Raw genomic sequence first — 21,383 nt, forward strand, 5'->3', positions numbered from 1 at the left:
GGCGACACGTGCGACGGGCCGACCGGTGACCTGTTCGACCATGACCACCGTTGAGGGCGGGCTGCCGGTGGGTGGGCGCGGCGGTGACGCTGCGCCCACCGCTCCGGGTCAACGGCCCGAGCCGATGCACGAGGGCGGTATCTTCTCCGACCTACGGCAGCAGGCTCGGCAGGTGTATCGGGACAGCGTTGCCGCCGGTGCCGGCATGAGCGGCAAGGCGTTGGGCGAGCGGTTCGGGCGCAGCGAGCGGTGGGGCCGAGAACGGATCGCCGAGACCCGACCCGCCCGGCTGCTCGACGAGCTCAACGTTAGCGGCGGCAGCGGCAGCGCTGATTACGGCGCGAGCGAGCCCGGGCGGCAGCCGCACGGCGCTGACATGGCGGCTGTGGCGGACAGGTGGTCGGCAGTGCTGCCGCGTGGTGGGCGGTTCGTGGCCTGGCTGGGGTTCGTGTTCGGCTCGGTGATGTCGGTGGCGGCGAACGTGCTGCACGCGTGGCTGCCGGCGGCGGAGCGGCCGGCGGGCTGGTCGCCAGGCATCGCGCCGCAGATCGGCTCGGCGGTGTGGCCGATCGGGCTGCTGTTGTCGGTGGAGGTGCTGTCTCGGGTGCGGTGGGCGCCTGGTGTCTGGTGGGCGTTGGCCCGCTACGGCGGCGCCGGGACTGTCGCCGTGGGCGCGGCGGTCATCTCCTACGGCCACCTGCACGAGGTGCTGATCGCCTGGGACTACGGGCCGCTCGGGGCCGCCGTCGGTCCGTTGGTGCTGGACGGGCTGATGGTCGTGTCCGGGTTCGCGCTGCTGGCCATGTCACGCTCCCGCGAGGCATGCGAAGGTTTCGTGACGGATTCCGTGACGGACGTGGGCGCGACGGGTTCGGGTGGTCCCGATGCGTGAGCACCGTTCGGGCGGCGCCGATCCGCGCAGGAGCGATCCGGGCCACGATGATCCGCCCACCGAGCCGATCCCGGTCGTGCCGACCCAGCCGAACGGGCCGGTGCCGGCAGGACTGATGCCGGCAGGGCCGGGAGCGGCGGGGCCGGTGGTGGAGGCGGTGCTCCTCTCCGACCTGGAGAGCGAGTACGTGACCCGCCACATGGCGTACCAACGGCAGACCGCGAGTGATGCTGGCGGTCGGCAGGCGGCAGTGGAAGTTCGCCGCCCGGCGCCGCTGGTGCGCCGGTCACGCCCGGCAGCGCCGGTGCTGCGGAAGGCGGCATCGGTGGTGCGCCGCGGCACGGGGCGGGCGACCGTGTACGTAGTCACCGGGGTGCGGGTGGCGGCCACACACGAGCGGACGCGCACCACGCTGCGGTGGGCGGTCCGCAACGGGATCGTCTACATCGCCACCGGAGTCTGGGTGGTGGTGCGGCGGGTGTGGGAGGCGCACACCCAGTCCCGCTACGAGCGGATGATGCGTCAGGCCGAGTTGGCCGGCGACATGCAGCGCCTGATCGACTGGGAGCAGCGCGCCGAGCGGGCGCGGGCGTTGCGGCACAAGCGGCGGATGGACTGGATCTCCGCGCCGTTTGCCCTGGCCAAGGCGGTCGCGGTCGCGGCGATGACGATCGCCGGGATGCTGCTCGCGCTTGGCATCACCTTGGCCGTCGGCTACCGGGACATCGCGTGGGTGCTCGCCCCGCTGCAGGCGGTCGTGGACCTGATCGCGTGGGTGGTCTGGCTGGTCACCGTCGCGTGGCTGCCGCTGGTGCTGGCGGCGCCGTGGCTCGCGCTGGCGGTGTTGTGGCAGCTCGGCCGTACCCACGGCTCCGTCCCGGCCTGGGCCGCTCCTACCCGGGTGCGGGAGCAGGAGGGTGTGATCGTCACTTCGGGCGGAGTGGCGGCCGCGCTCGCGCATCTGGGGATCGGGAAGCTGAACGAGGCGATCAAGAAGGGGTGGGAGGTCGAGTTCCTCACCCCGCCGGTGCGGGTGAACAACTGCGGCTACCACGCGGCGTTCTCGCTGCCGATGGGCGTCACTCCGGACATGATCGCCGACCGGCGCGACGTGCTGGCCCGCAACCTCAACCGCGCGCCCCTGGAGGTCTGGCCGTCGGCGGCCGAACGCGTCCCCTACGTCGATCTGTGGGTGGCCGACCCCGGCTCGACGGAGAAACCGGCCCCGCCCTACCCGCTGCTTAGCGACGGCAAGGCGGACGTGTTCGCCGGGATCCCGTTCGGCGTCTCCCAGCGCGGCGACGTGATCATCGTGGCACTGCCGGGCGGGAACCTGGTGTTCGGTGGGCTGATGGGCCAAGGCAAGTCCAACGCCGCCCGCGTCGTGATCCTCGGCGCCGCCCTGGACCCGCTGTGTGAGTTGTGGGTGTTCGTGTTCGCCAACAACGGCGACTTCGACGCCTACCGCCCGCGCCTGGCCCGCTACCACCGCGGCATCGGCGACGACGTGGCCGCTGCCGCGCTGCAGGCGCTGCGGGATCTGTACGAAAAGGTGGCGCAGCGCGAGGCCCGCTTGGCCGAGCTGGGCGCGAAGAAGGTCACCCGGGCCCTGGCGGAGAAGCATCCGGAGTTGCGGCCGTTGGTGGTGCAGTTCTCCGAGTGCCACGAGCTGTTCGGCCACGAGCAGTTCGGGAAGGAGGCCGCCGATCTCGCGGTGCAGACGATGCGCCGCGGGCGGAAGACCGCGATCACGCTCGCGTTCGACACCCAATCTTCGCGGGCGGACGCGATCCCGCCGAAGATCGTCGAACTGGTGAAGGTCAATGCGTGTTTCGCGGTGAAATCCTGGCGTTCCAACGATGGGTTCCTCGGTGACGGTTCGTTCCAGGCCGGGATCCGGGCAACCGAGCTGCGGCCGGGTAAGGACGTCGGGACTTCGTTGTTGACCGGCGCGACCGATGAGCGGTTCGAGATCGTGAAGTGGTTCTATATCGAAGCGGACGATGACACCGGCTACGACGCCGCGGCCGAGGTCATCGAGCGTGCGATGACGTATCTCGACGAGCGCACAGCCCGTGCTGAAATCGACGAAGGGTCGGATGACGCGCATGTTGTGGATGAGCGTCGGGATCTGCTCGACGACCTCGCCACGGTTCTTGGGAACGAGCGGATTCCCGCAGCGGATGTCCCGGCCCGGCTGCGCGACCTCGCACCGAACTACAAGCCGTATCGACGCCTTACCGGCGTTGGGCTGCGTGACGTGCTGGAGCGCGAGTACGGCATCAAGGTGCCGTCGACCGGCAACCGCTACCCGGTCGACCCGGTGACGGTGCGTAGTCGAATCGCCGAGCGCGAAGCTGCCCGCGGGGGCGACGATGAGTAGCTCCGGGGATGCGCGAGTGAGGTCGGTTAGGTCCCCGCAAGGTCGACGCGACCAGGCCGAAACTGGGGCTCTAGGAGCCCTGCCGCGGCAGGCCAACGCGCCTAACTCTCCTAACTCTTCGCAGGTAGACGACATGATCGCCCGCCCAGGCCGAGGGGTTAGGAACCTAACTCGACAGCCGGCACCTAACTCGGGAGCTAACTCGCTGCCGCCGAGCTCTGACGAGACTGTCGTCGAGCCCGTGAGTCAGGCGCAGTCCGGTCGAGGACCGCGAGGAGGCACACGGGGACGCGCAGCGGACGTAGAGGGCAGCGGGCCGAAACTTGGGCGGAACGAGCTCCCTGACGTGCCCCGCCAGACCTCCTCCGCGGCCGAATCCAGTGGCCGAGGCAGAGGAAGGAAGTCGCATCCTGTAACCGAAGAACATTCGCTGACGGTTCGTGTGCCAGCTGAGTTGCCCTCGCTCACCGTGCCTGTGAGCCGTATACTGCTGGCAATCCTGGTCGAGCTGACGACGGTCGACGTGATTGAGGTGTCTCCTCAAGGTGGACGATATGACCGCTGAAATTGCACGCGATCCCTGGGCCACTCTGGATGGGCTCCTGGGTGTCGAGGTCAGTGCTCCTGTGGATCAAGGGATCGGTCCGGTCGCCTTCTACGGTCGCTGCTCCACAGAGGACAACCAGGATCCGGAGACGTCGCTCGGTTGGCAGGTGAGTAACGCGCGGAAGTTCGTCGAGCCGCTCGGCGGTTCGATCGCCGCCGAGTTCTTCGACGTCGGGCAGTCGCGGTCGGTGCCATGGGAGCGTCGTGAGGAAGCGTCGCGCCTGCTTGCGCAGCTCAAGCGGCCTGATCGCGGTTGGAGCGCGGTCGTGGTGGGGGAGGGCACGCGGTGCTGGTTCGGCAACCAGTTCTCGTTGATCGCGCCGCGGTTCGCGGCACACGGGGTTGAGCTGTGGGTGCCGGAGTTGGGCGGCAAGTTCGACGGCCGCAACCCGTCGCACAAGATGCTGATGAGCGTGCTCGGCGGGATGAGCGAGTCGGAGCGTCAGCACGTGCAGGCCCGGGTGCGGGCGGCGATGGACGCTCAGGTGGTCAACGAGGGGCGTCACCAGGGTGGCCGGGCGCCGTACGGGTACGTGGTCGTGGACGGCGGGCCGCACCCGAACCCGCGTAAGGCCGCGGAGGGCTACCGACTCCGAGTGCTTGCGATCGAGGACGCGTCGGCCGAGGTCGTGCGGCGGATCTTCGCCGAGTACCTGGACGGCAAGGGTGATCGGGCGATCGCGAACGGCCTGAACCGCGACAGCATCCCGTGCCCGTCCGCGCGGCGCCCGGACCAGAACCGTCACCGACTCGCGGACGGGTGGCAGGGCAGCACGGTCCGGTCGATCTTGGACAACCCGCGCTACACCGGCTACGCGTTCTTTGGGCGCTGGACCAAGCACGAGACGCTGCTCGACCCGGACGACGTGGCGGCAGGGCATGTCGTCCGGTTCCGGCGCGCGGAAGCGGACCGGGTGGTGCGCTCGCGCGAGCAGGCGCACCCGGCAGTCGTGTCGGTGGAGGACTTCACACAGGCGCAGTTGCTGCGCCGGTCGAAGGCCGCGGGAGGGCTCAAGGCAGCGCGGAAGACGGAGCGCAGCGGGCGGCGCACGACGCGGCCGTACCTGTTCCGAGGGCGCATCCGGTGCACGGTGTGCGGTCGCAAGATGGAGGCCAGCCCGCGAAAGCACGGGATGTACTACCGGTGCCCGGCGCGGACGCTGGCGCCCGGATCGCCGGCCCTCGCGTCGCATCCGCCCGCGGTCTACCTGCGGGAGGACCCCGTCCGGGAAGCGGTGAACTCGTGGATCGGTCGTCTGTTCGACCGGACGAACATGGACCGGACCGTTGCGGCGCTTGTCGCCTCGCAGGACGGCGGTGCCGAGCAGGTCGGGTACGAGGCAGCGAAGAAGCGGCTCGCTGACGCCGAGGCCCGGCTCCGTCGCTTCCAGGCAGCCATTGCCTCGGGCGTCGATCCGGCAGCGTTGGTCGACGTGATCAACGAGGCACAGGCTCAGCGGGCCGCCGCGCGGGCGGAGCTGGACGGCGCCCCAGCGCCGGGCCTGCTCACCGACGCCGAGGTCTACGCCATGGTCGACTCGCTCGGTGACGTCGGAGCGGCGCTGTCCCATGCTAAAGAGGAGAGGCTGGCGAACCTGTACACGGCCGTTGACCTGCAGGTTCGCTACGAACCAAAGGTGAACGCCGCGGAGGTGGGCATCCGTCTGGGACGACGGGTGAATAGTGCTGGTGTCCGAGGGGGGACTTGAACCCCCACCCCCTACTCGGGGACTAGCACCTCAAGCTAGCGCGTCTGCCATTCCGCCACTCGGACTTGCTGGGGAAGGATAGCCCACACCCTCCGAACCCCCGCGACCGGACCTCCGGGTGGTAGGAAGATCGGCGTGACCAGGCGAGGAGCAGCCGAGGACGAGGTTGTCGAGCTGACGTCGGAGCTCATCCGCATCGACACGACGAACACGGGTGACCTCGATACGACGACGGGGGAGCGGGAGGCCGCCGAGTACGTGGCGGGCAAGCTCACCGAGGTCGGGTACGAGGTGGAGGTGCTCGAGTCGGGGGCGCCGGGGCGGTCGAACGTGTTCTGCCGGCTGGCGGGGGCCGATCCGGCACGTGGGGCGTTGCTCGTGCACGGCCATCTGGACGTGGTGCCGGCCGATCCCGCGGAGTGGTCGGTGAATCCGTTCTCGGGGGCGGTGCAGGACGGCTACGTGTGGGGGCGGGGCGCGGTCGACATGAAGGACATGGTCGGCATGACGCTGGCGGTCGCGCGGCGGTTCAAGCGGGACGGGGTGGTGCCGCCCCGGGACATCGTGTTCGCGTTCGTCGCCGACGAGGAGGCGGGCGGGTCCTACGGGGCACAGTGGCTCGTCAAGCACCGGCCCGACCTGTTCGAGGGGTGCACGGAGGCGGTCGGTGAGGTGGGCGGGTTCTCGCTCACGCTCGGCGAGGACCAGCGGGTCTACCTGATCGAGGCCGCCGAGAAGGGCATCGCGTGGATGCGGCTGCGGGCCCGGGGCAAGCCGGGGCACGGGTCGTTCCTGCACGACGACAACGCGGTGACGCACGTGGCGGAGGCGGTGGCGCGGCTCGGAAACCACACGTTCCCGCTGGTGCTCACGGACACGGTCCGCGCGTTCCTGGAGCAGATGTCCGAGCTGACGGGGCTGGAGTTCCCCGAGGACGACCTCGAAGGGTCCATCGCCAAGCTCGGGCCGCTCTCGCGGATCGTCGGGGCCACGGTCCGCGACACCGCCAACCCGACGATGCTCTCGGCGGGCTACAAGGCCAACGTCATCCCGTCGACCGCGGAGGCCGTCGTGGACTGCCGGGTCCTGCCGGGCCGCGAGGAGGCGTTCCTGCGGGAGGTCGACGAGCTGCTCGGACCGGACGTCACGCGGGAGTGGGTGCAGAACCTGCAGGCCGTCGAGACGCCGTTCGAGGGTGCGCTGACCGACGCGATGGCGGCCGCGCTGCGGGAGGAGGACCCGGGCGCGAAGACCGTGCCGTACATGCTCTCCGGGGGTACGGACGCCAAGTCGTTCGCCGACCTGGGCATGCGGTGCTACGGGTTCGCCCCGCTGCGGCTGCCGCCGGACCTGGACTTCGCGTCGCTCTTCCACGGCATCGACGAACGGGTGCCCGTCGACGCGCTGAAGTTCGGCACCCGGGTGCTCGACCGATTCCTGCGGAGCTGCTGATGGAACTCACGGGCAAGGGCGCCCTGGTCACGGGCGGTGCGTCGGGGATCGGGGCGGCGGCGGTGCGGCGGCTCGCGGGCGCGGGAGCGCGGGTCGCGGTCGCCGATCGGGACGAGGCGGCGGCCCGGGTGCTCGCCGCCGAGGTCGGTGGGATCGCGCTCGCCGGTGACGTCGCCGACCCGGAGCGGATGCCGGCGCACGTCGCCGCCGCCGAGCACGCGTTCGGCCGGCTGGACGTAGTGCTGCTCAACGCCGGGGTGACGGCCGGCCAGTCCGGGGTCGAGGACCTCGACCTGGCCGGTTACCGGCGGATCGTCGGCGTCAACATGGATCATGTCGTGTTCGGGCTCGCCGCCGCCGTGCCCGCGCTGCGCCGCGCGGGCGGCGGGCGGGTCGTCGCCACCGCCTCGCTGGCCGGGCTCGTGGCGATGCCGGGCGACGCCCTGTACACGATGACGAAGCACGCGGTGGTGGGCTACGTGCGGGCGGCGGCGCCGGTGCTCGCCGCCGACGGGATCCGAGTCAACGCCGTGTGCCCCGGCTTCGCCGACACGCCGCTGATCGCGCGGGCCAGGCCGCAGTTCGGCGATTTCCCGCTGCTCACCGCCGAGGAGGTCGCCGATGCGATCGAGTCGGTGCTGGAGCGCGGCGAGCCGGGGGAGTGCTGGTTCGTGCAACCGGGTCGTGAGCCCGCGCCGTACGGGTTCCGGGGCGCGCCCGGCCCCGGGAGCGGCGCCCGGCCGCCAAGGGTGTCGTGGGCGGACCACTAGCGGTGGAACGCCTCGTGACCACGGCGGACGTCGAGGACCGGGCCCCGGACACCGGGCTGGTGGCGGTGCGGGCGCTCCACGAGGCGGTGCTCCCGGGCGGGAGCCGGGTCCTCCTGCTCGACGACCGCGGCTGGAGCTCGTCCGCCGCCTGGGCCGCGGTCACGGTGCCGGACGTGGAGGAGACCGCACGCATGGTCGTCGGCCCGGACGAGCCGCCCGAGGGTGGCACGTGGGAGGAATCGCAGGCCTCTCACTGGACCTACCTGGCCCGGAGGCTCCAGGGGCACGGGGTGAGCGTCGATCCCGAGGAGCTGCGGCGGCTGCCCCACGACGTCGTGCTCGGCGACCGGCTGCTCGCACGCATGGCGCGGGACCGCTAGCGACCGATCGCGTCGAGCTCCGCGATCGCGTCGGCCGGGAGTTCGAGGGCGGCCCCCGCAACGTTCTCCCGCAGGTGCGCCACCGACGACGTGCCCGGGATCAGCAGGATGTTCGGTGAGCGCTGCAGCAGCCAGGCGAGCGCGACCGTCATCGGCGTCGCGTCGAGCCGCCCCGCGACGGACTCCAGCGCGTCCGACTGCAGCGGCGAGAAGCCGCCGAGGGGGAAGTAGGGCACGAACGCGATGTCCTGCTCCGAAGTGAGGTCGACGAGGTCGTCGTCGTCTCGGCGGGCGAGGTTGTAGAGGTTCTGCACGCTGACGACGGGTGCGATCGACTGCGCCTCGGCCAGCTGGTCGGCGGAGACGGTGCTGAGGCCGAGGTGGCGGATCAGCCCCTGCTGCTGCAGCTCCGCGAGCGCCTCGAACTGCTCGGCGATGGAGCCCGGCTCGGGCGACTCGAGGCCGCCGACGCGCAGGTTCACCACGTCCAGGGCGTCGAGCTTCAGGTTGCGCAGGTTGTCGTGGACCTGCTCCCGAAGCTCGGAGGGGGTGCGGGCGTGCGGCCATCCGCCGTTCTCGTCGCGGCGGGCGCCGACCTTCGTGACGATGTGCAGGTCGTCCGGGTACGGGGCGAGTGCCTCACGGATGATCTCGTTCGTGACGTGCGGGCCGTAGAAGTCGGCCGTGTCGATGTGGTTGATGCCGAGGTCGACGACGTCGCGCAGCACGGCGATCGCGGCGTCGCGGTCCTTCGGCGGGCCGAAGACGCCGGGGCCGGCGAGCTGCATGGCGCCGTAGCCGACGCGGGTGAGGTCGAGGTCGGCGACGCGATAACGGCCACCGGGGAGATCGCTGGATGTCATGGCTCCATGATTCGTCGGGACTCCGGAACGAGGAACCGGTCCCTTCATCCTGGGAGTGACGGGACCAGGATCGCGGGTCGGGACGATCATTGGAGCGCCCTGAACGACTCGGGCCTACTGCGCGACGCCCAGGCGGCGCCCTCGCCGCGTTGGACGATGGGGCCGGTACAAGAGCGGTATCGGCCCGATCGTCCCCGATCCAGCCGCCGGGGCGGCGGCCCGTGATCAGCGGTTTCGGTTGTCCATGGTTGTGGCAACGACGATGTGCGCCCGATAACGGCAGGTCAGGGTGGCGATCAAGGGATGATCGTCGCTGTTGAAGATCGACTAGCGACCATTTCGCCTTGACCGCCGAACGCCGGCGCGGCCGATTCCGCAACACCCTCCGTGTGAGCGTCAGATCCCGGTTCCGTCGATCAAGCAGGCCACGGGCCGGCTGGGCCACCGCGAGCAACGGGCATCGGCCCGGTCGTCCGCCTTGCGAGGACACCACCTGGACGCCGCTCGCTACGGCCGGAGTTGTTCGGGACCCTCCTATGATGGGTTCGTGACCAGGCCGAACGTACTCGGCGAGTACCTGCGTGCGCGTCGCGAGCTCGTGGACCCCGCCGACGTGGGGCTGCGCGTGGCGGGGGTGCGGCGGACGCCGGGCCTGCGCCGTGAGGAGGTCGCGACCCTCGCCGGCATCAGCGCCGACTACTACCTGCGGCTCGAGCAGGGACGCGACCGGAACCCCTCGTCGCAGGTGCTCGAGGCGCTGGCCCGCGTGCTGCGGCTCGACGCGACCGCTACCCAGTACCTGCTGAGCCTCTCCGCCGCCCGGCCGCGGCCGAGGCGGCCGCAGCGCGAGGTGGTGCCGAGCGGGATCCGCCAGCTGCTCGACGTGCTGGAGCTGCCGGCGTTCGTCGAGAGCCGGACGTTCGACGTGCTCGCCGCGAACCGGCTGGCCACCGCACTCTCGCCGCGGATCCGGCCGGGGGAGAACCGGCTGCGGTCGATCCTCCTCGGCGAGGAGGAGCAGGACCTGCACCCCGACTGGGAACGGTTCATCGGCGGCATGGTCGCGGCGTTCCGCACGTCGCTCGGCACCGACGTCGACGACCCGCGGCTCGCGCAGCTGGTGGGCGAGCTGTCCCTCGCGAGTGAGCTGTTCCGGCAGCTCTGGGCGCGCCACGACGTGAAGCCGCTCGCGGGTGGGCTGACCCGGATGCGCCACCCGGAGGTCGGCATGCTGGAGCTGGGCCGCGAGAAGCTCCCGATCGCCGACTCGGGCGGGCAGCTCCTGGTGATCTATCACGCGGAGCCGGGCTCGGAGACCGCCAGGTCCCTCGCGCTGCTCGGGTCGCTCGCCTCGGAGGCCCGGCAGGAGCCGCGGACGTCGTCGCGCGGATGAGAACTCAGACGGCGGGTTCCGGCAGCATTCTGGAGCTGCGCCGACGGCGCAGCACCACCTTGCGGACCCCGCCCGGGTAGAGCCGTACCCGGGACAGCTCCCAGCCGCCGAACTCGGCCTGGATCGCCAGCCGTACCGCCGCGGTCATCCGGGACACATCCCCCGGGAGCTGGACCGGGCGGTACTCCCAGTCCCCGTCGACAGAATCCCCCTCGACCGTGCCGGTCGGTCCGCTCCGCGCCACCGGCTCACCTCCCTAGCGCCTCGCCGCCACCTGTCGTCGCGATGAACGGCAGGTGGAGTGCCCCACACCATAGGCGCGCCCGCCCGAGCGTGCCACCGTTCAGCCGGGGTCGCTCACGTCGTCGAGAGCGGCGCGGATCTCCGCCGGGAGGACCAGCGTGTCGGCGGCCATCGAGGCCGTGAGCTGGGCGGCGTCGCGGGCGCCGACGATCACGGCGGCGACGCCGGGCTGGTCGCGCGCCCAGGCGAGAGCGACGGAGAGCGGTGAGGTGCCCAGCCCGTCGGCGGCGGTGAGCACGGCGTGCACGATCCGGGCCGAGCGCCCGGTGCGGCGGGCCTCGACGTACGGGGCGAGCCCGGGGGAGGCGCCCCGGGAGTCGGCGGGGGTGCCGTCGACGTACTTGCCGGTGAGCACGCCGCGCCCCAACGGGGCCCAGGCGATCAGGCCGAGCCCGTGGTGGAGGGCCGCGGGCAGCAGCTCGCGCTCCGGGGTGCGGCACAGGAGCGAGTACTCGGCCTGCGCCGACACCGGGACGGCGACGCCGCCGAGCATCCGGCCCCGCTCGGCCACGGTCGCGAGCTGCCAGCCGGCGGGGCCGACGAGCCCCGCGTAGCGCGTCTTGCCCGAGTACACCGCCACCTGAACGGCCGAGAGCGTCTCCTCGACGGGGACCCTCGCGTCGAAGTACGGCAGCTGCCAGAGATCGAGGTGGTCGGTGCCGAGGCGCTCCAGGATGGTGTCCAGCCCGTCCAGCAGGGCACCGCGCGCGGCGCCTTCGCCGAGCGGGCCGCCGGGCACGCCGCCGCGCCCGGCGAGGACGACGTCCTCCCGCCGGACCGTCGTGGCGAGCACCTCGCCGAGCATCTCCTGGGCGGCGCCGTCGCCGTAGCTCTCGGCGGTCTCCACGAGGGTGCCGCCGGCGTCGACGAACGCGGTGAGCTGCTCGGTGGCGTCGTCGACGTCGGTGCCGGCGCCCCAGCCCATCGTGCCGAGCCCGATCTGCGAGACCTCCAGTCCGCTGCCCCCGACCCGTCGCCGCCGCACGAGGGAAGCCTATGTGGGGCGGGCTCACGGGCCCTCGGTACGGTCCCGCGAGTGACGTGGTTGGAAGTGATCGTCCTCGGTGTCGTGCAGGGGCTGACGGAGTTCCTGCCGATCTCCTCGTCGGCCCACCTGCGGATCGTCTCCGAGGTGTTCTTCGGGCGCGACGCGGGCGCGGCCTTCACCGCGGTCACGCAGCTGGGCACGGAGGCCGCCGTGCTCATCTACTTCGCGCGTGACATCGGCCACCTCTTCCTCACATGGCTCCGCGGCTTCCGCTTCCCCGCCGTGCGCGCCACGCCGGACTACCGGATGGCCTGGCTCGTGATCATCGGCACGATCCCGATCGGCGTGCTCGGCGTCCTCTTCGAGGACCAGATCCAGACCGCGGCGCGCAACCTGTGGCTGATCGCCTCGACGCTCGTGCTGTTCGGGCTGCTGCTGGGGCTCGCCGAGCGCGTCGGCCGGCAGCGGCTGGAGCTGCAGCAGATGACGGTCGCCGACGGTCTGCTGCTGGGGCTCGCGCAGGCGATGGCGCTGATCCCGGGGGTGTCCCGGTCCGGCGGCACGATCACCGCTGGTCTCTTCCTCGGCTTCACGCGCCCGGCCGCGGTGCGCTACTCGTTCCTGCTGGCGATCCCGGCCGTGGTGGCCTCGGGGATCTTCCAGATCCCGGACGTGGTCTCGGGCGACGGCCCGACCGGCGCGCAGATGGTGGTGGCCACGGTGATCGCGTTCGCGATCGGGTTCGCGTCGATCGCATGGCTGCTGCGCTACGTCGAGCGGCACAGCGTCTACCTGTTCGTCTGGTACCGGGTGGCACTGGGAGCGGTGCTGTTCGTCGCCCTGTCCGCCGGCTGGCTCGCAGCTGTGTGATGCGGCGGTCCGACCACACGTAGGCTGGGCGGTCGTGACGACGCTCATCCTGCTCCGCCATGGCCGCTCGGCGGCCAACGCGTCCGGTGTGCTCGCCGGGCGCTCCCCGGGCGTCGAGCTGGACGACACCGGCCGGGCCCAGGCCGAGAAGCTCGTGGACCGGCTGGCGGGCGTGCCGCTCGCGGCGATCGTGTGCTCGCCGATGCTGCGCTGCGCGCAGACGGTGGGGCCCCTGGCGGAGGCGAGGGGCCTCGTTCCGGGCAGCGAGCCGGAGCTCTCGGAGGTCGACTACGGCTCGTGGACCGGCCGGGAGCTGAAGACGCTGGCCAAGGAACCGCTCTGGAAGGTGGTGCAGGCCCACCCGTCGGCCGCCGTGTTCCCGGACGGGGAGGGGCTCGCGGGCATGCAGGCGCGGGCGGTGGCCGCGGTGCGCAGGCAGGGGGCACGGATCGCGGCCGAGCACGGCCCCGGCGCGGTGTGGCTGGCCTGCACCCACGGCGACGTGATCAAGTCCGTGCTGGCCGACGCGCTGGCGACGCACCTGGACAACTTCCAGCGCATCGTCGTCGACCCCGGTTCGATCAGCGTGGTCCACTACACCGAGACCCGCCCGTTCGTGGCGCGGGTGAACGACCTGGGCGGCGACGTGTCCGGGCTGATCCCGCCCGCGCCGAAACGCAGGCGGCGCCGTGCGCCGGCCCGCAGCTCCGACGCCGTCGTCGGCGGCGGCACCGGCTCCTAGGCGCCGCAGACGTGCCCTCCGCGGCGGGGCGGTCTACCCTCGGGTTCGCCATGACACGTGTCATCCACGTCTTCCGCCAGCCCGAACGCTTCGTCGCGGGCACCGTCGGCGAGCCCGGCGAGCGCTCGTTCTACCTCCAGGCGATCCAGGAGGCGCGCACGGTGAGCGTGCTGCTCGAGAAACAGCAGGTGTCGGTGCTCGCCGACCGGATCGGCGCGTTGCTGCAGGAGGTGGCCCGCCGGTTCGGCGGCGACGACCTGTCCGACGACGAGCCCGGCAACGACCTCGACCCGCTCGCGGTGCCGCTCGAGGAGGAGTTCCGGGTCGGCACGATGGGCCTGGGCTGGGACTCCGAGTCGCGCTCGATCGTGGTGGAGCTGCTCGCCGTCACCGAGGAGGAGGTCGACGAGTCGGTCGTCCTCGACGACACCGAGGAGGGCCCCGACGCCTTGCGCGTGTTCCTGTCGCCGGTGCAGGCGCGGGCGTTCGCCGACCGCGCCGAACGCGTGGTCTCCGCGGGCCGTCCGCCGTGCCCGCTGTGTGCCGAGCCGCTCGACCCCGAGGGTCACGTGTGCGTGCGGCTCAACGGGTACCACGCGCGGTCCCCGGTCGAGGACTGACGCGAGAACTAGGTGCCCCCCGCCGAAAGTCCGCCGAGTGATTCGGCGGCCCAGGTCCACGCTGGCCGCACCGGCCGTCGGCCGGCGCGCCCGGCGAGAACCTGGATCCACCGACTTACCCGACGGACTTCCGGCGGGGGACACTGATGGACCCCCGAGACCCGGCCGTGCCGGGACTGCTGCGGCACGGCCGAATCGAGATCACCGGCCGCCTGGTCGACGCCTCCAACGCCACGCTCTTCGGCAGCATCACGCTGGACGGGCTCGCCGCGGAGTGCGTCTACAAGCCGGTGCGCGGCGAGCGTCCGCTGTGGGACTTCCCCGACGGCACGCTCGCGGGCCGGGAGGTGGCCGCCTACCTCGTCTCCGAGGCGGGCGGGTTCCACGTCGTGCCGCCCACGGTGCTGCGCGACGGGCCGTTCGGGCCGGGCATGGTGCAGGTGTGGGTCGACACCGACGAGCACCGCGAGCTCGTGGACGTCTGCAGCCCCAGGGACGTGCCACCGGGCTGGATCGGGGTGCTGCGCGCCCGCGGTGACCGCGGTGAGCCCGCCGTGCTGGTGCACGCCGATGCGCCCGAGCTGCAGGCGATGGCCGCGTTCGACGTGGTCGCCAACAACGCCGACCGCAAGGGTGGGCACGTGCTCGCCGGCGTCGACGGCAACGTCTACGGCGTGGACCACGGCCTGTGCCTGCACACCGAGGACAAGCTGCGCACGGTGCTGTGGGGCTGGGTCGGCAAGCCCCTGCCGCGCCCGGTGGTCGAGATGCTCGAGCGGCTGCGCGCCGAGCTGCACGGGGCGCTCTCCGAGTCCCTGTCGGAGCACATCACCCGGCGCGAGCTGCGGACGTTCGTGCACCGGGTCGAGAGCCTGCTCGACGCGTCCTGTTACCCGGAGCCGTCGGGTTACGGGCCGGCGATCCCCTGGCCGGCCTTCTGAGCCGACGCGGCCATCGCGGCGATGCCGCGTTCGATCCGGTCGGTGGTGACGGACCCGTAGCCGACGACGAGGCCCGGCCGGGGCCGGGCGGACTGGGCGTACGCGGCGAGCGGGATCGCGCCCAGCCCGCCGGGAGCGTGGGCCATGGTGTCGAGCGCGTCCGGCGGCACCGGGCGCTTGGGCACCAGCACGGCGTGCAGCCCGGCGGCGACACCGGTGACGGACCAGCCGGGCAGGTCCCGGGCCACGGCGGCCAGCAGCGCGCGCCGGCGTTCGGCGTAGCGGGCGGCCATCCGCCGGATGTGCCGGTCGAGGGCGCCCGTCTCGATGAACACGGCGAGCGCGACCTGGTCGAGCACCGGTTCCGCGATGTCGGCCCAGTGCTTGACCTCGGTGAGCGTGGTGGCGAGCCAGGCCGGCGCGACGACCCAGCCGAGCCGCAGGCCGGGGGCGAGGGTCTTGGAGATGCTGCCGCCGTACACCACGCGGTCCGGGGCGAGGCCCTGCAGCGCGCCGACGGGGGAGCGGTCGTAGCGGTACTCGGCGTCGTAGTCGTCCTCGATCACCACCGCGTCGTTCGCCGTGGCCCATTCCAGCAGCGCCGTGCGCCGGGCGGGCGCGAGGACGGCGCCGGTGGGGAACTGGTGGGCCGGCGTCACGGAGACGGCGCGCAGCGCGGAGGCGGCGAGGACGTCGACGTCGAGGCCCTGCCCGTCCACCGGGATCGGGTGCGTCTCGAGGCCGCCGATGCGGAACGTCTCGACGACCCCGACCGAACCGGGGTCCTCCACCCCGACCGCCGGGAGGTCGTGGCGGACCAGTGTCTCGGCGATCACCCGGGCGGCCTGGGCGAACCCGCCGGTGACGACGATCCGGTCCAGCGGGGCGACGACCGCGCGGGTGCGCCCCAGGTAGGCGGCGAGCGCGCGGCGCAGCCGGGGGTGCCCGCGCGGGTCGCCGTAGCCCAGCTCCGCGTCCGGCAGCGACCGCATCGCCGTCTCCAGCGCCCGCAGCCAGTCGGCGCGGGGGAACGCGCCGAGCGCCGGGACGCCCGGGTTGCCCGGCTCGAACGGCCGCACCGGCGGCGGGGTCGCGCTGCCCTCCGTGTGGACGTCGCTCACGACGGTGCCACGCCCCGTGTGCGCCTGCAGGTACCCCTCGGCCACGAGCTGCTCGTACGCGCGCACGACCACCCCGCGGGAGACCTCGAGGTCGGCGGCGAGGCTCCGCGACGCCGGCAGCCGCGTGCCGGCGGGGAGCCGGCCGCCGCGGACCGCGTGGCGCAGCGCGTCGGCCAGCCCGTCGGCCAGCGCCCGGGAGCCGCGCGCCCGGACGTCGCCGAGCTCGATGCGCAGGCCCGGATTGGTCCCGTTGATCACGGGCTCGGTGGACTCGGTCACGGGACCAGTCTGGCCTAGCGTGTGCCGGGTGTTCCGCTACGACCATGCCGTGCTCGACCGGTACCCCGGCGTCCACGCCGGGATCGTCCTCGCCTCCGGCCTGACCAACGGCCCGACGCCACCCGCGCTGCTGCAGCGCTACCGCGCCGCCCAGCGGGAGGCCGCGGAGCGGCTGGCGACCACGCCGCCCGCCGGGCTGCCGTCGATCGCCGCGTGGCGGCGGGCGTTCGCCGGGTTCGGTGCCAAGCCCACGCAGTACCGCAGCGCCGCGGAGGCGTTGCTGCGGCGGCTCGCGAAGCAGGGTGACATCCCGTCGATCAACACCCTCGTCGATCTCGGGAACCTGGTGTCGATCCGGTACGCGCTGCCGGTCGCGGTCGTCGACCTCGCCGGCATCGACGGGGACATCACCGTCCGGTTCGCCACCGGGACGGAGCCGTTCACCGATCTCGGAGCCGAGGATCCGGTCACCCCGGAGGCCGGGGAGGTGGTGTTCGTCGACCGGGCGGAGGTCGCGTGCGCCCGGCGCTGGTGCTGGCGGCAGAGCGCCCAGAGCGCGACCCGGGAGGCCACGACGGACGCGCTCGTCGTCGTGGAGGGGCTGCACGACGGCGCGGAGCGTGACGTCGCCGCGGCGCGGGAGGAGATCGTGGCGCTCCTGGGCGAGTTCCAGCCGGCCGCCACCGTCGCCCGAGCCGATCCTGGTATCAGCAGGACCACCTTGACCACCCGTCCGTGGACGCCGTGAGGGCTAGCGTCGGAACCGACGCCGACCCAGATGCAGGCACGGAGGAACAGAAATGGACATCGGTCTGCACATCGCGGACTTCACCTACCCGTCGGGCCCGGCCCGGCTGGCCGAGGACCTGACCCGCATCGCCACCGCCGCTGAGGAGGCCGGGTTCGCCCGCGTGAGCGTCATGGACCACGTGTGGCAGATCGGTGCGCTCGGCCCGCCCGAGCACGAGATGCTCGAGGCCTACACGACGCTGGGGTACCTGGCGGCGCGCACGTCGCGCGTGGAGCTGCTCGCATGGGTCACGGCCGTGAGCTATCGCGAGCCCGGGATGCTCGCCAAGCTCGTCAGCACGCTCGACGTGCTGTCCGGTGGGCGCGCGATGCTCGGGATCGGGGCTGCGTGGAACGGTGCCGAGGCCGGGGGCCTTGGGCTGCCGTTCCCGCCCACCGCGGAGCGCTTCGAGCGGCTCGAGGAGACGCTGCAGATCGTGCAGCAGATGTGGAGCGAGAGCGAGGAGGCCTACGCCGGCCGCCACTACCGGCTCGACCGCACGCTCAACCGGCCCCAGCCGCTGCGCCGCCCGCCCATCCTGATCGGCGGGGGCGGCGAGCGGAAGACGCTGCGGCTGGTGGCGCAGTACGCCCAGGCGTGCAACCTGTTCAACGGTCCCGACCTCGAGCACAAGCTCGACGTCCTCCGCGGGCACTGCGAGGCCGTCGGACGGCCCTACGACGAGATCGAGAAGACCGTGATGTCCCCGCTCGACGTCGGGGAGCGGGGCGAGAACGTCGATGCGCTGCGCGCTGATCTGGAGCGGCTCTCCAAGCTCGGCGTGCACGAGGTGCACGGCTGGGTGCCGCGGGTGTGGGAGCTCACCCCGCTGGAGGTCATCGGCCGCGAGCTGGTGCCGGCGGCCAAGGAACTCTGACCCCGCTCAACACGACGGCGCTGATCCGCATCTCGCGGATCGGCGCCGTGGTGGATGTATCAGAGCGCGCCGGCGCGCTTGGCCATCGCCGACTTGCGGTTGGCGGCCTGGTTCTTGTGGATGACGCCCTTGCTGGCGGCCTTGTCCAGGGCCCGGGCGGCCGTGCGCTGGAGCTCGACGGCCTTCTCGGTGTCGCCGGCCTCGGCGGCCTCGCGGAACTGCCGCACGGCCGTGCGGACGGAGGACTTGACCGACTTGTTGCGCAGGCGGCGCTTCTCGTTGGTCTTGACCCGCTTGATCTGGGACTTGATGTTGGCCACGCGAATGCCTCGAGTTCTTCCTGCCGGTGGACTGCTCGCTATCTGCACCGGCGGCGAGGGATCGTGCGGCACGCCGGGCGCTCGACGGTCCATGCTACAGCCGGTCGGATCCCCCGACGAAATCGCCCCTGTTCAGGAGGAACAGGGCGGCGAAGGCGCCGAGCCCGCAGAGCCCGGCCGCTCCCGCGGCGGCGCCGTATCCGCCGGTCGCGTCGACCAGGGCACCCGCCACCGGCACGCCCAGCAGCGCGCCGATCCCGGCGGCGGTGTACACGACGCCGACGAGCCAGCCCAGCCCGTGGAGACCGAAGGCGTCGGCGATCACCGGGGGAGACAGCGCGACCCAGCCGCCGTAGCCCACCCCGAGCACCAGGGCGAACGCGACCAGCACCGCGAACGGCCCACCGAAGGCGATGTGCCCGAGCCAGAGCGCGAACGCCGCCGCGAGCACCGCGAAGCTCGCCCGGAACGTGCGGACGCGCCCGATCCGGTCGGCGATCGCCCCGAGCGCGATCCGGCCGACGACGCTGGCCACGCCGATGATCCCGACGAGCGCCGCGCCCGCCACCGGGCCCGCTCCGCGGGTTCCCGCGTACACCGGTAGGTGCGCCACCGGCACGAACAGCGCGAACGCGGCGAGCAGCGTGGCGGCGTACATCGACCGGAACGACGTCATCGCGGCGAGCGCCCGCAGCGGCGGGGCGGTGCCGTCCCCGGAGGGGAGGGGTGGTCGCCGCACCGCCGCTGCGCACCCGACGAGCAGGGCCGCACCGGTCAGGCCGAACACGACGTGCGTGGCCCGCCAGCCGATCGTCTCGATGAGCGCGGCCGCGAGCGGCGCCCCCAGCAGCGTGCCGACGCCGATCCCGGCCACCGCGACGGCGATCGCCACGGCCCGGCGTCGTTCGAACCAGCCCCCGACGGCCGCGACCATCGGCACGTACCCGCAGGCGACGGCGATGCCGACGCCGCCTCCGTAGGTGAGGTAGCCCATCCACAGGTGGCGCACCGTCGCGGTGAGCAGCAGGCCGGCGGCGAGCGCGACGGCGCCGGCCAGGAGGACCGGCCGTGGGCCGATCCGGTCGGCGATGCGACCGCTGACCGGGCTGAGCAGGAACCAGCAGCACGCGGTGACGGCGAAGACGACGGAGGTGGCCCCGCTGCCGGTGCCGAACTCGGCGGCCATCGGCGCGAAGAACGCCCCGAAGCTGTACGCGACGGCGAACACGACGGCCATGGAGACGAATGCCGCCGCGACCGTGCGCCGGCCCGCGGCCGTGTCGAGCTCGGACCCGGGCTCTGCAACCACCAGCGGAGCGTACGTCCGCCCTGTCCGTCGGGATGGCTAGCGGCCGGCGACGGGCACCGCCGCCCCGCTGACCACGGTGTTGCCGCCGGCGTGCTTGGCCCGGTACATCGCGGCGTCGGCGGCGGCCAGCGCCACGGCGGGATCACCGTCCAGCGGGGCGCGCACCACCCCGATCGACGCCGTGACGCCGGCACCGGCGTCGACCGGCAGCGCCGCCACCGCGGTGGCCGCCCGCTCCATCGCCGCGCACGCCACCGGCAGCGGCGTGGACGGCATGATCACGACGAACTCGTCGCCTCCGTAGCGGGCCACGAGGTCGTGCGCGCGGAGCGCGGCGCGCAGGCACTCCGCTATCACGCGCAGCACCTCGTCGCCCGCGGCGTGCGAACGCTCGTCGTTGACGTCCTTGAAGCCGTCGAGGTCGATCAGCGCCACGGAGCAGGGCTGACCGGCGATGGAAGCGCAGGCCTCGGCGAGGCGCATGTCGAGCGCTCGCCGGTTGGGCAGCCCGGTGAGCGGGTCCTGCAGGGCCTGGGCGGCCACGGCGCCGTGCTCGCGGGCGAGGCGGTGCTGCTCGGCGTGGCTGCGCAGCGCGGTGTGCCGTGCTTCGCGCAGCTCCCACAGCTCGCTCTCCAGCGCGCTGGTGTAGTGCTGCAGCGTCTTGGAGGGCGCGCCGCGGTGGGTGATCTGGTCCACCCGCGCGACCTCGCGGTGCAGCGCGAGGGCGAGCACGCCCTCGGCGGTGCCGCGGAGCAGCTCCGCCTGCAGCGGGTCGAGCGCTGTGGCGGCGTCGGCGGGACGGCCCGCCTCGAGCAGGCAGCGGGCCGTGGCGATGGCCAGCGCGATGCGGTCCTCGGGGAGGTGCGCCATCGGGTGCAGCCTCACCAGCATGTCCAGGTGCGCCGGGCCGGGCCGGACCAGCGCGTAGGCGGCGCCGATCACCGAGCACTCCTCGGTGGCGGGACGTCCGGTGCCCATCGCCGCCGTCCAGAGTGCCGCCGCCGTGTGTGCGGTGTGCGCCGCGGCGCCGAACCGCGTGGCTGCCGCCGTGTCGCGCCCGCCCCGTTCGAGCCGCAACGCCCAGGACAGCTGCAGGCGCACCCGGTTGAGCTGGTGCACCAGCCGGTCCATGATCGACCCGGTGCCCTCCGACACGGCGACGGCGCGCTGCGAGACCTCGTCGGCCAGCTCGTGCGAGCCCAGCTTGAGCAGCACGACGACGAGCCCGTTGAGGCTGCGGGAGAGGTAGCGGGACCAGCGCGCCGGGTCGTCACCCGGCGCCGGCGCGGTGATGTCGGTGAGGATGGCGAACGCGGAGGCGGCGTCGGCGAGCGCGTTCTCCGCGTGGCCGAACACCGCGGTGCGGTGCGCGCGCAGGGTGGCGGCCTCGCCGAGGCGGCGCGGGTCGGCGTCGATCTCGGCGAGCTCGATGAACTCCTGGAGCAGTGCCTCGACGTCGTCGGCGTCGGCCTCGTCCGCGCCGAGGAGCCGGATCATGAGGCCCATCCTGAGCAGCTCGGAGACCAATGTGGACGGGCCCTGCCTGCGGGCCTGACCGAGCATCGCGTCCAGCCCGCGGCGCGCCGCGGCCTTGCCCGCGGGGTCGGCGCGCTGCTCGAAGCGCAGCTTGCCGAGCGCCCGGGTGACGATCTGCTCCTCGGTGCGGTCCGCCGTGTCCCGGGTGCACGTGCACTCCGGCGCCCCGCTCAGGAGGGCGCACTCGGAGGCCGTGCGCGTCCATGTCACCGCTCGCTCCCCGCAACCGCTGGTGCCCG

General features: G+C 72.8%; 20 protein-coding genes and 1 tRNA gene. 13 read left to right on the top strand and 8 right to left on the bottom strand.

Annotated elements, in window-relative coordinates; translation table 11 throughout:
• Positions 1 to 40: 40 nt before the first annotated feature.
• From ACU436_RS28295 to ACU436_RS28305, 3 genes are all read left to right on the top strand, one after another.
• The gene (locus ACU436_RS28295; protein ID WP_459030017.1) at positions 41 to 892 is read left to right on the top strand and encodes a DUF2637 domain-containing protein; all 852 of its coding nucleotides are present in this window, start codon (positions 41 to 43) and stop codon (positions 890 to 892) included.
• Positions 885 to 3,275 (top strand): cell division protein FtsK, encoded by a 2,391-nt coding sequence (locus ACU436_RS28300; RefSeq protein WP_459030018.1) that lies wholly within the window; start codon positions 885 to 887, stop codon positions 3,273 to 3,275. Before ACU436_RS28295 ends, ACU436_RS28300 begins: the two co-directional genes overlap by 8 nt.
• 554 nt (positions 3,276 to 3,829) lie before the next feature.
• A complete protein-coding gene (locus ACU436_RS28305) occupies positions 3,830 to 5,590 on the top strand; it encodes a recombinase family protein (RefSeq protein ID WP_459030350.1) in 1,761 nt (586 codons plus the stop codon).
• Here the strand turns inward: ACU436_RS28305 and ACU436_RS28310 are convergent.
• Positions 5,569 to 5,655: transfer RNA gene (locus ACU436_RS28310), tRNA-Leu, on the bottom strand. The genes ACU436_RS28305 and ACU436_RS28310 overlap by 22 nt on opposite strands.
• Before the next feature lie 70 nt (positions 5,656 to 5,725).
• Here ACU436_RS28310 and ACU436_RS28315 point away from each other — a divergent pair.
• Genes ACU436_RS28315 through ACU436_RS28325 form a run of 3 tightly spaced genes read left to right on the top strand, consistent with a single transcriptional unit; the run spans position 5,726 to position 8,192 of the window.
• Positions 5,726 to 7,042: a M20/M25/M40 family metallo-hydrolase gene (locus ACU436_RS28315; protein WP_459030019.1), complete on the top strand. Its 1,317-nt coding sequence runs from the start codon at positions 5,726 to 5,728 to the stop codon at positions 7,040 to 7,042.
• Positions 7,042 to 7,812: an SDR family oxidoreductase gene (locus ACU436_RS28320; RefSeq protein ID WP_459030020.1), complete on the top strand. Its 771-nt coding sequence runs from the start codon at positions 7,042 to 7,044 to the stop codon at positions 7,810 to 7,812. Before ACU436_RS28315 ends, ACU436_RS28320 begins: the two co-directional genes overlap by 1 nt.
• A gap of 14 nt (positions 7,813 to 7,826) precedes the next feature.
• Positions 7,827 to 8,192, top strand: a complete 366-nt coding sequence (locus tag ACU436_RS28325; protein WP_459030021.1) for a hypothetical protein — start codon at positions 7,827 to 7,829, stop codon at positions 8,190 to 8,192.
• On the opposite strand, the gene ACU436_RS28330 is transcribed toward ACU436_RS28325, so the two are convergent.
• Complete coding sequence (locus ACU436_RS28330) at positions 8,189 to 9,055, bottom strand: oxidoreductase (protein WP_459030022.1); 867 nt, start codon at positions 9,053 to 9,055, stop codon at positions 8,189 to 8,191. The two genes, ACU436_RS28325 and ACU436_RS28330, sit on opposite strands and share 4 nt — an antisense overlap.
• A gap of 547 nt (positions 9,056 to 9,602) precedes the next feature.
• On the opposite strand from ACU436_RS28330, the gene ACU436_RS28335 reads away from it, so the two are divergent.
• Entirely contained in the window at positions 9,603 to 10,448 is an 846-nt protein-coding gene (locus tag ACU436_RS28335; protein WP_459030023.1) for a helix-turn-helix domain-containing protein, read from the top strand.
• Positions 10,449 to 10,452: 4 nt separating this feature from the next.
• Here ACU436_RS28335 and ACU436_RS28340 read toward each other — a convergent pair whose 3' ends face one another.
• Together ACU436_RS28340 and ACU436_RS28345 are read right to left on the bottom strand one after the other, a co-directional pair.
• Positions 10,453 to 10,692: a DUF5703 family protein gene (locus ACU436_RS28340; protein ID WP_459030024.1), complete on the bottom strand. Its 240-nt coding sequence runs from the start codon at positions 10,690 to 10,692 to the stop codon at positions 10,453 to 10,455.
• A gap of 99 nt (positions 10,693 to 10,791) precedes the next feature.
• Entirely contained in the window at positions 10,792 to 11,736 is a 945-nt protein-coding gene (locus ACU436_RS28345) for an aldo/keto reductase (protein WP_459030025.1), read from the bottom strand.
• Positions 11,737 to 11,787: 51 nt separating this feature from the next.
• Here ACU436_RS28345 and ACU436_RS28350 point away from each other — a divergent pair, with 51 nt between their 5' ends.
• The 4 genes from ACU436_RS28350 to ACU436_RS28365 all read left to right on the top strand — a co-directional run bounded on the left by ACU436_RS28350 (position 11,788) and on the right by ACU436_RS28365 (position 14,912).
• The gene (locus ACU436_RS28350) at positions 11,788 to 12,609 is read left to right on the top strand and encodes an undecaprenyl-diphosphate phosphatase (protein ID WP_459030026.1); all 822 of its coding nucleotides are present in this window, start codon (positions 11,788 to 11,790) and stop codon (positions 12,607 to 12,609) included.
• Positions 12,610 to 12,643: 34 nt separating this feature from the next.
• Positions 12,644 to 13,351 (top strand): histidine phosphatase family protein, encoded by a 708-nt coding sequence (locus ACU436_RS28355; RefSeq protein ID WP_459030027.1) that lies wholly within the window; start codon positions 12,644 to 12,646, stop codon positions 13,349 to 13,351.
• Between the two features lie 50 nt (positions 13,352 to 13,401).
• Entirely contained in the window at positions 13,402 to 13,971 is a 570-nt protein-coding gene (locus ACU436_RS28360) for a DUF3090 domain-containing protein (protein WP_459030028.1), read from the top strand.
• 146 nt (positions 13,972 to 14,117) lie between these two features.
• A complete protein-coding gene (locus ACU436_RS28365) occupies positions 14,118 to 14,912 on the top strand; it encodes an SCO1664 family protein (RefSeq protein ID WP_459030029.1) in 795 nt (264 codons plus the stop codon).
• Here ACU436_RS28365 and pdxR read toward each other — a convergent pair.
• The gene (pdxR, locus tag ACU436_RS28370) at positions 14,879 to 16,312 is read right to left on the bottom strand and encodes a MocR-like pyridoxine biosynthesis transcription factor PdxR (protein ID WP_459030030.1); all 1,434 of its coding nucleotides are present in this window, start codon (positions 16,310 to 16,312) and stop codon (positions 14,879 to 14,881) included. The two genes, ACU436_RS28365 and pdxR, sit on opposite strands and share 34 nt — an antisense overlap.
• A 28-nt stretch (positions 16,313 to 16,340) precedes the next feature.
• On the opposite strand from pdxR, the gene ACU436_RS28375 reads away from it, so the two are divergent.
• Both ACU436_RS28375 and ACU436_RS28380 read left to right on the top strand, forming a co-directional pair.
• Positions 16,341 to 17,060: a B3/B4 domain-containing protein gene (locus ACU436_RS28375; protein WP_459030031.1), complete on the top strand. Its 720-nt coding sequence runs from the start codon at positions 16,341 to 16,343 to the stop codon at positions 17,058 to 17,060.
• Between the two features lie 52 nt (positions 17,061 to 17,112).
• Entirely contained in the window at positions 17,113 to 17,979 is an 867-nt protein-coding gene (locus ACU436_RS28380; RefSeq protein WP_459030032.1) for an LLM class F420-dependent oxidoreductase, read from the top strand.
• Between the two features lie 59 nt (positions 17,980 to 18,038).
• Here ACU436_RS28380 and rpsT read toward each other — a convergent pair whose 3' ends face one another.
• The 3 genes from rpsT to ACU436_RS28395 all read right to left on the bottom strand — a co-directional run bounded on the left by rpsT (position 18,039) and on the right by ACU436_RS28395 (position 21,354).
• Positions 18,039 to 18,299, bottom strand: a complete 261-nt coding sequence (gene rpsT / locus ACU436_RS28385) for a 30S ribosomal protein S20 (RefSeq protein ID WP_459030033.1) — start codon at positions 18,297 to 18,299, stop codon at positions 18,039 to 18,041.
• 94 nt (positions 18,300 to 18,393) lie between these two features.
• Positions 18,394 to 19,608, bottom strand: a complete 1,215-nt coding sequence (locus ACU436_RS28390) for an MFS transporter (RefSeq protein ID WP_459030034.1) — start codon at positions 19,606 to 19,608, stop codon at positions 18,394 to 18,396.
• A gap of 36 nt (positions 19,609 to 19,644) precedes the next feature.
• Complete coding sequence (locus tag ACU436_RS28395; protein ID WP_459030035.1) at positions 19,645 to 21,354, bottom strand: GGDEF domain-containing protein; 1,710 nt, start codon at positions 21,352 to 21,354, stop codon at positions 19,645 to 19,647.
• Between the last annotated feature and the right edge of the window lie 29 nt (positions 21,355 to 21,383).

Source organism: Pseudonocardia wallangbongensis, assembly GCF_054486945.1.

Excerpts from the sequence above, each read along its gene's own strand:
- ACU436_RS28300 (WP_459030018.1), top strand. The coding sequence starts at position 885 with ATGCGTGAGCACCGTTCGGGCGGCGCCGATCCGCGCAGGAGCGATCCG.
- ACU436_RS28380 (WP_459030032.1), top strand. The coding sequence starts at position 17,113 with ATGGACATCGGTCTGCACATCGCGGACTTCACCTACCCGTCGGGCCCG.
- ACU436_RS28330 (WP_459030022.1), bottom strand. The coding sequence starts at position 9,055 with ATGACATCCAGCGATCTCCCCGGTGGCCGTTATCGCGTCGCCGACCTC.
- ACU436_RS28295 (WP_459030017.1), top strand. The coding sequence starts at position 41 with ATGACCACCGTTGAGGGCGGGCTGCCGGTGGGTGGGCGCGGCGGTGAC.
- ACU436_RS28360 (WP_459030028.1), top strand. The coding sequence starts at position 13,402 with ATGACACGTGTCATCCACGTCTTCCGCCAGCCCGAACGCTTCGTCGCG.
- ACU436_RS28305 (WP_459030350.1), top strand. The coding sequence starts at position 3,830 with ATGACCGCTGAAATTGCACGCGATCCCTGGGCCACTCTGGATGGGCTC.
- ACU436_RS28365 (WP_459030029.1), top strand. The coding sequence starts at position 14,118 with ATGGACCCCCGAGACCCGGCCGTGCCGGGACTGCTGCGGCACGGCCGA.
- ACU436_RS28320 (WP_459030020.1), top strand. The coding sequence starts at position 7,042 with ATGGAACTCACGGGCAAGGGCGCCCTGGTCACGGGCGGTGCGTCGGGG.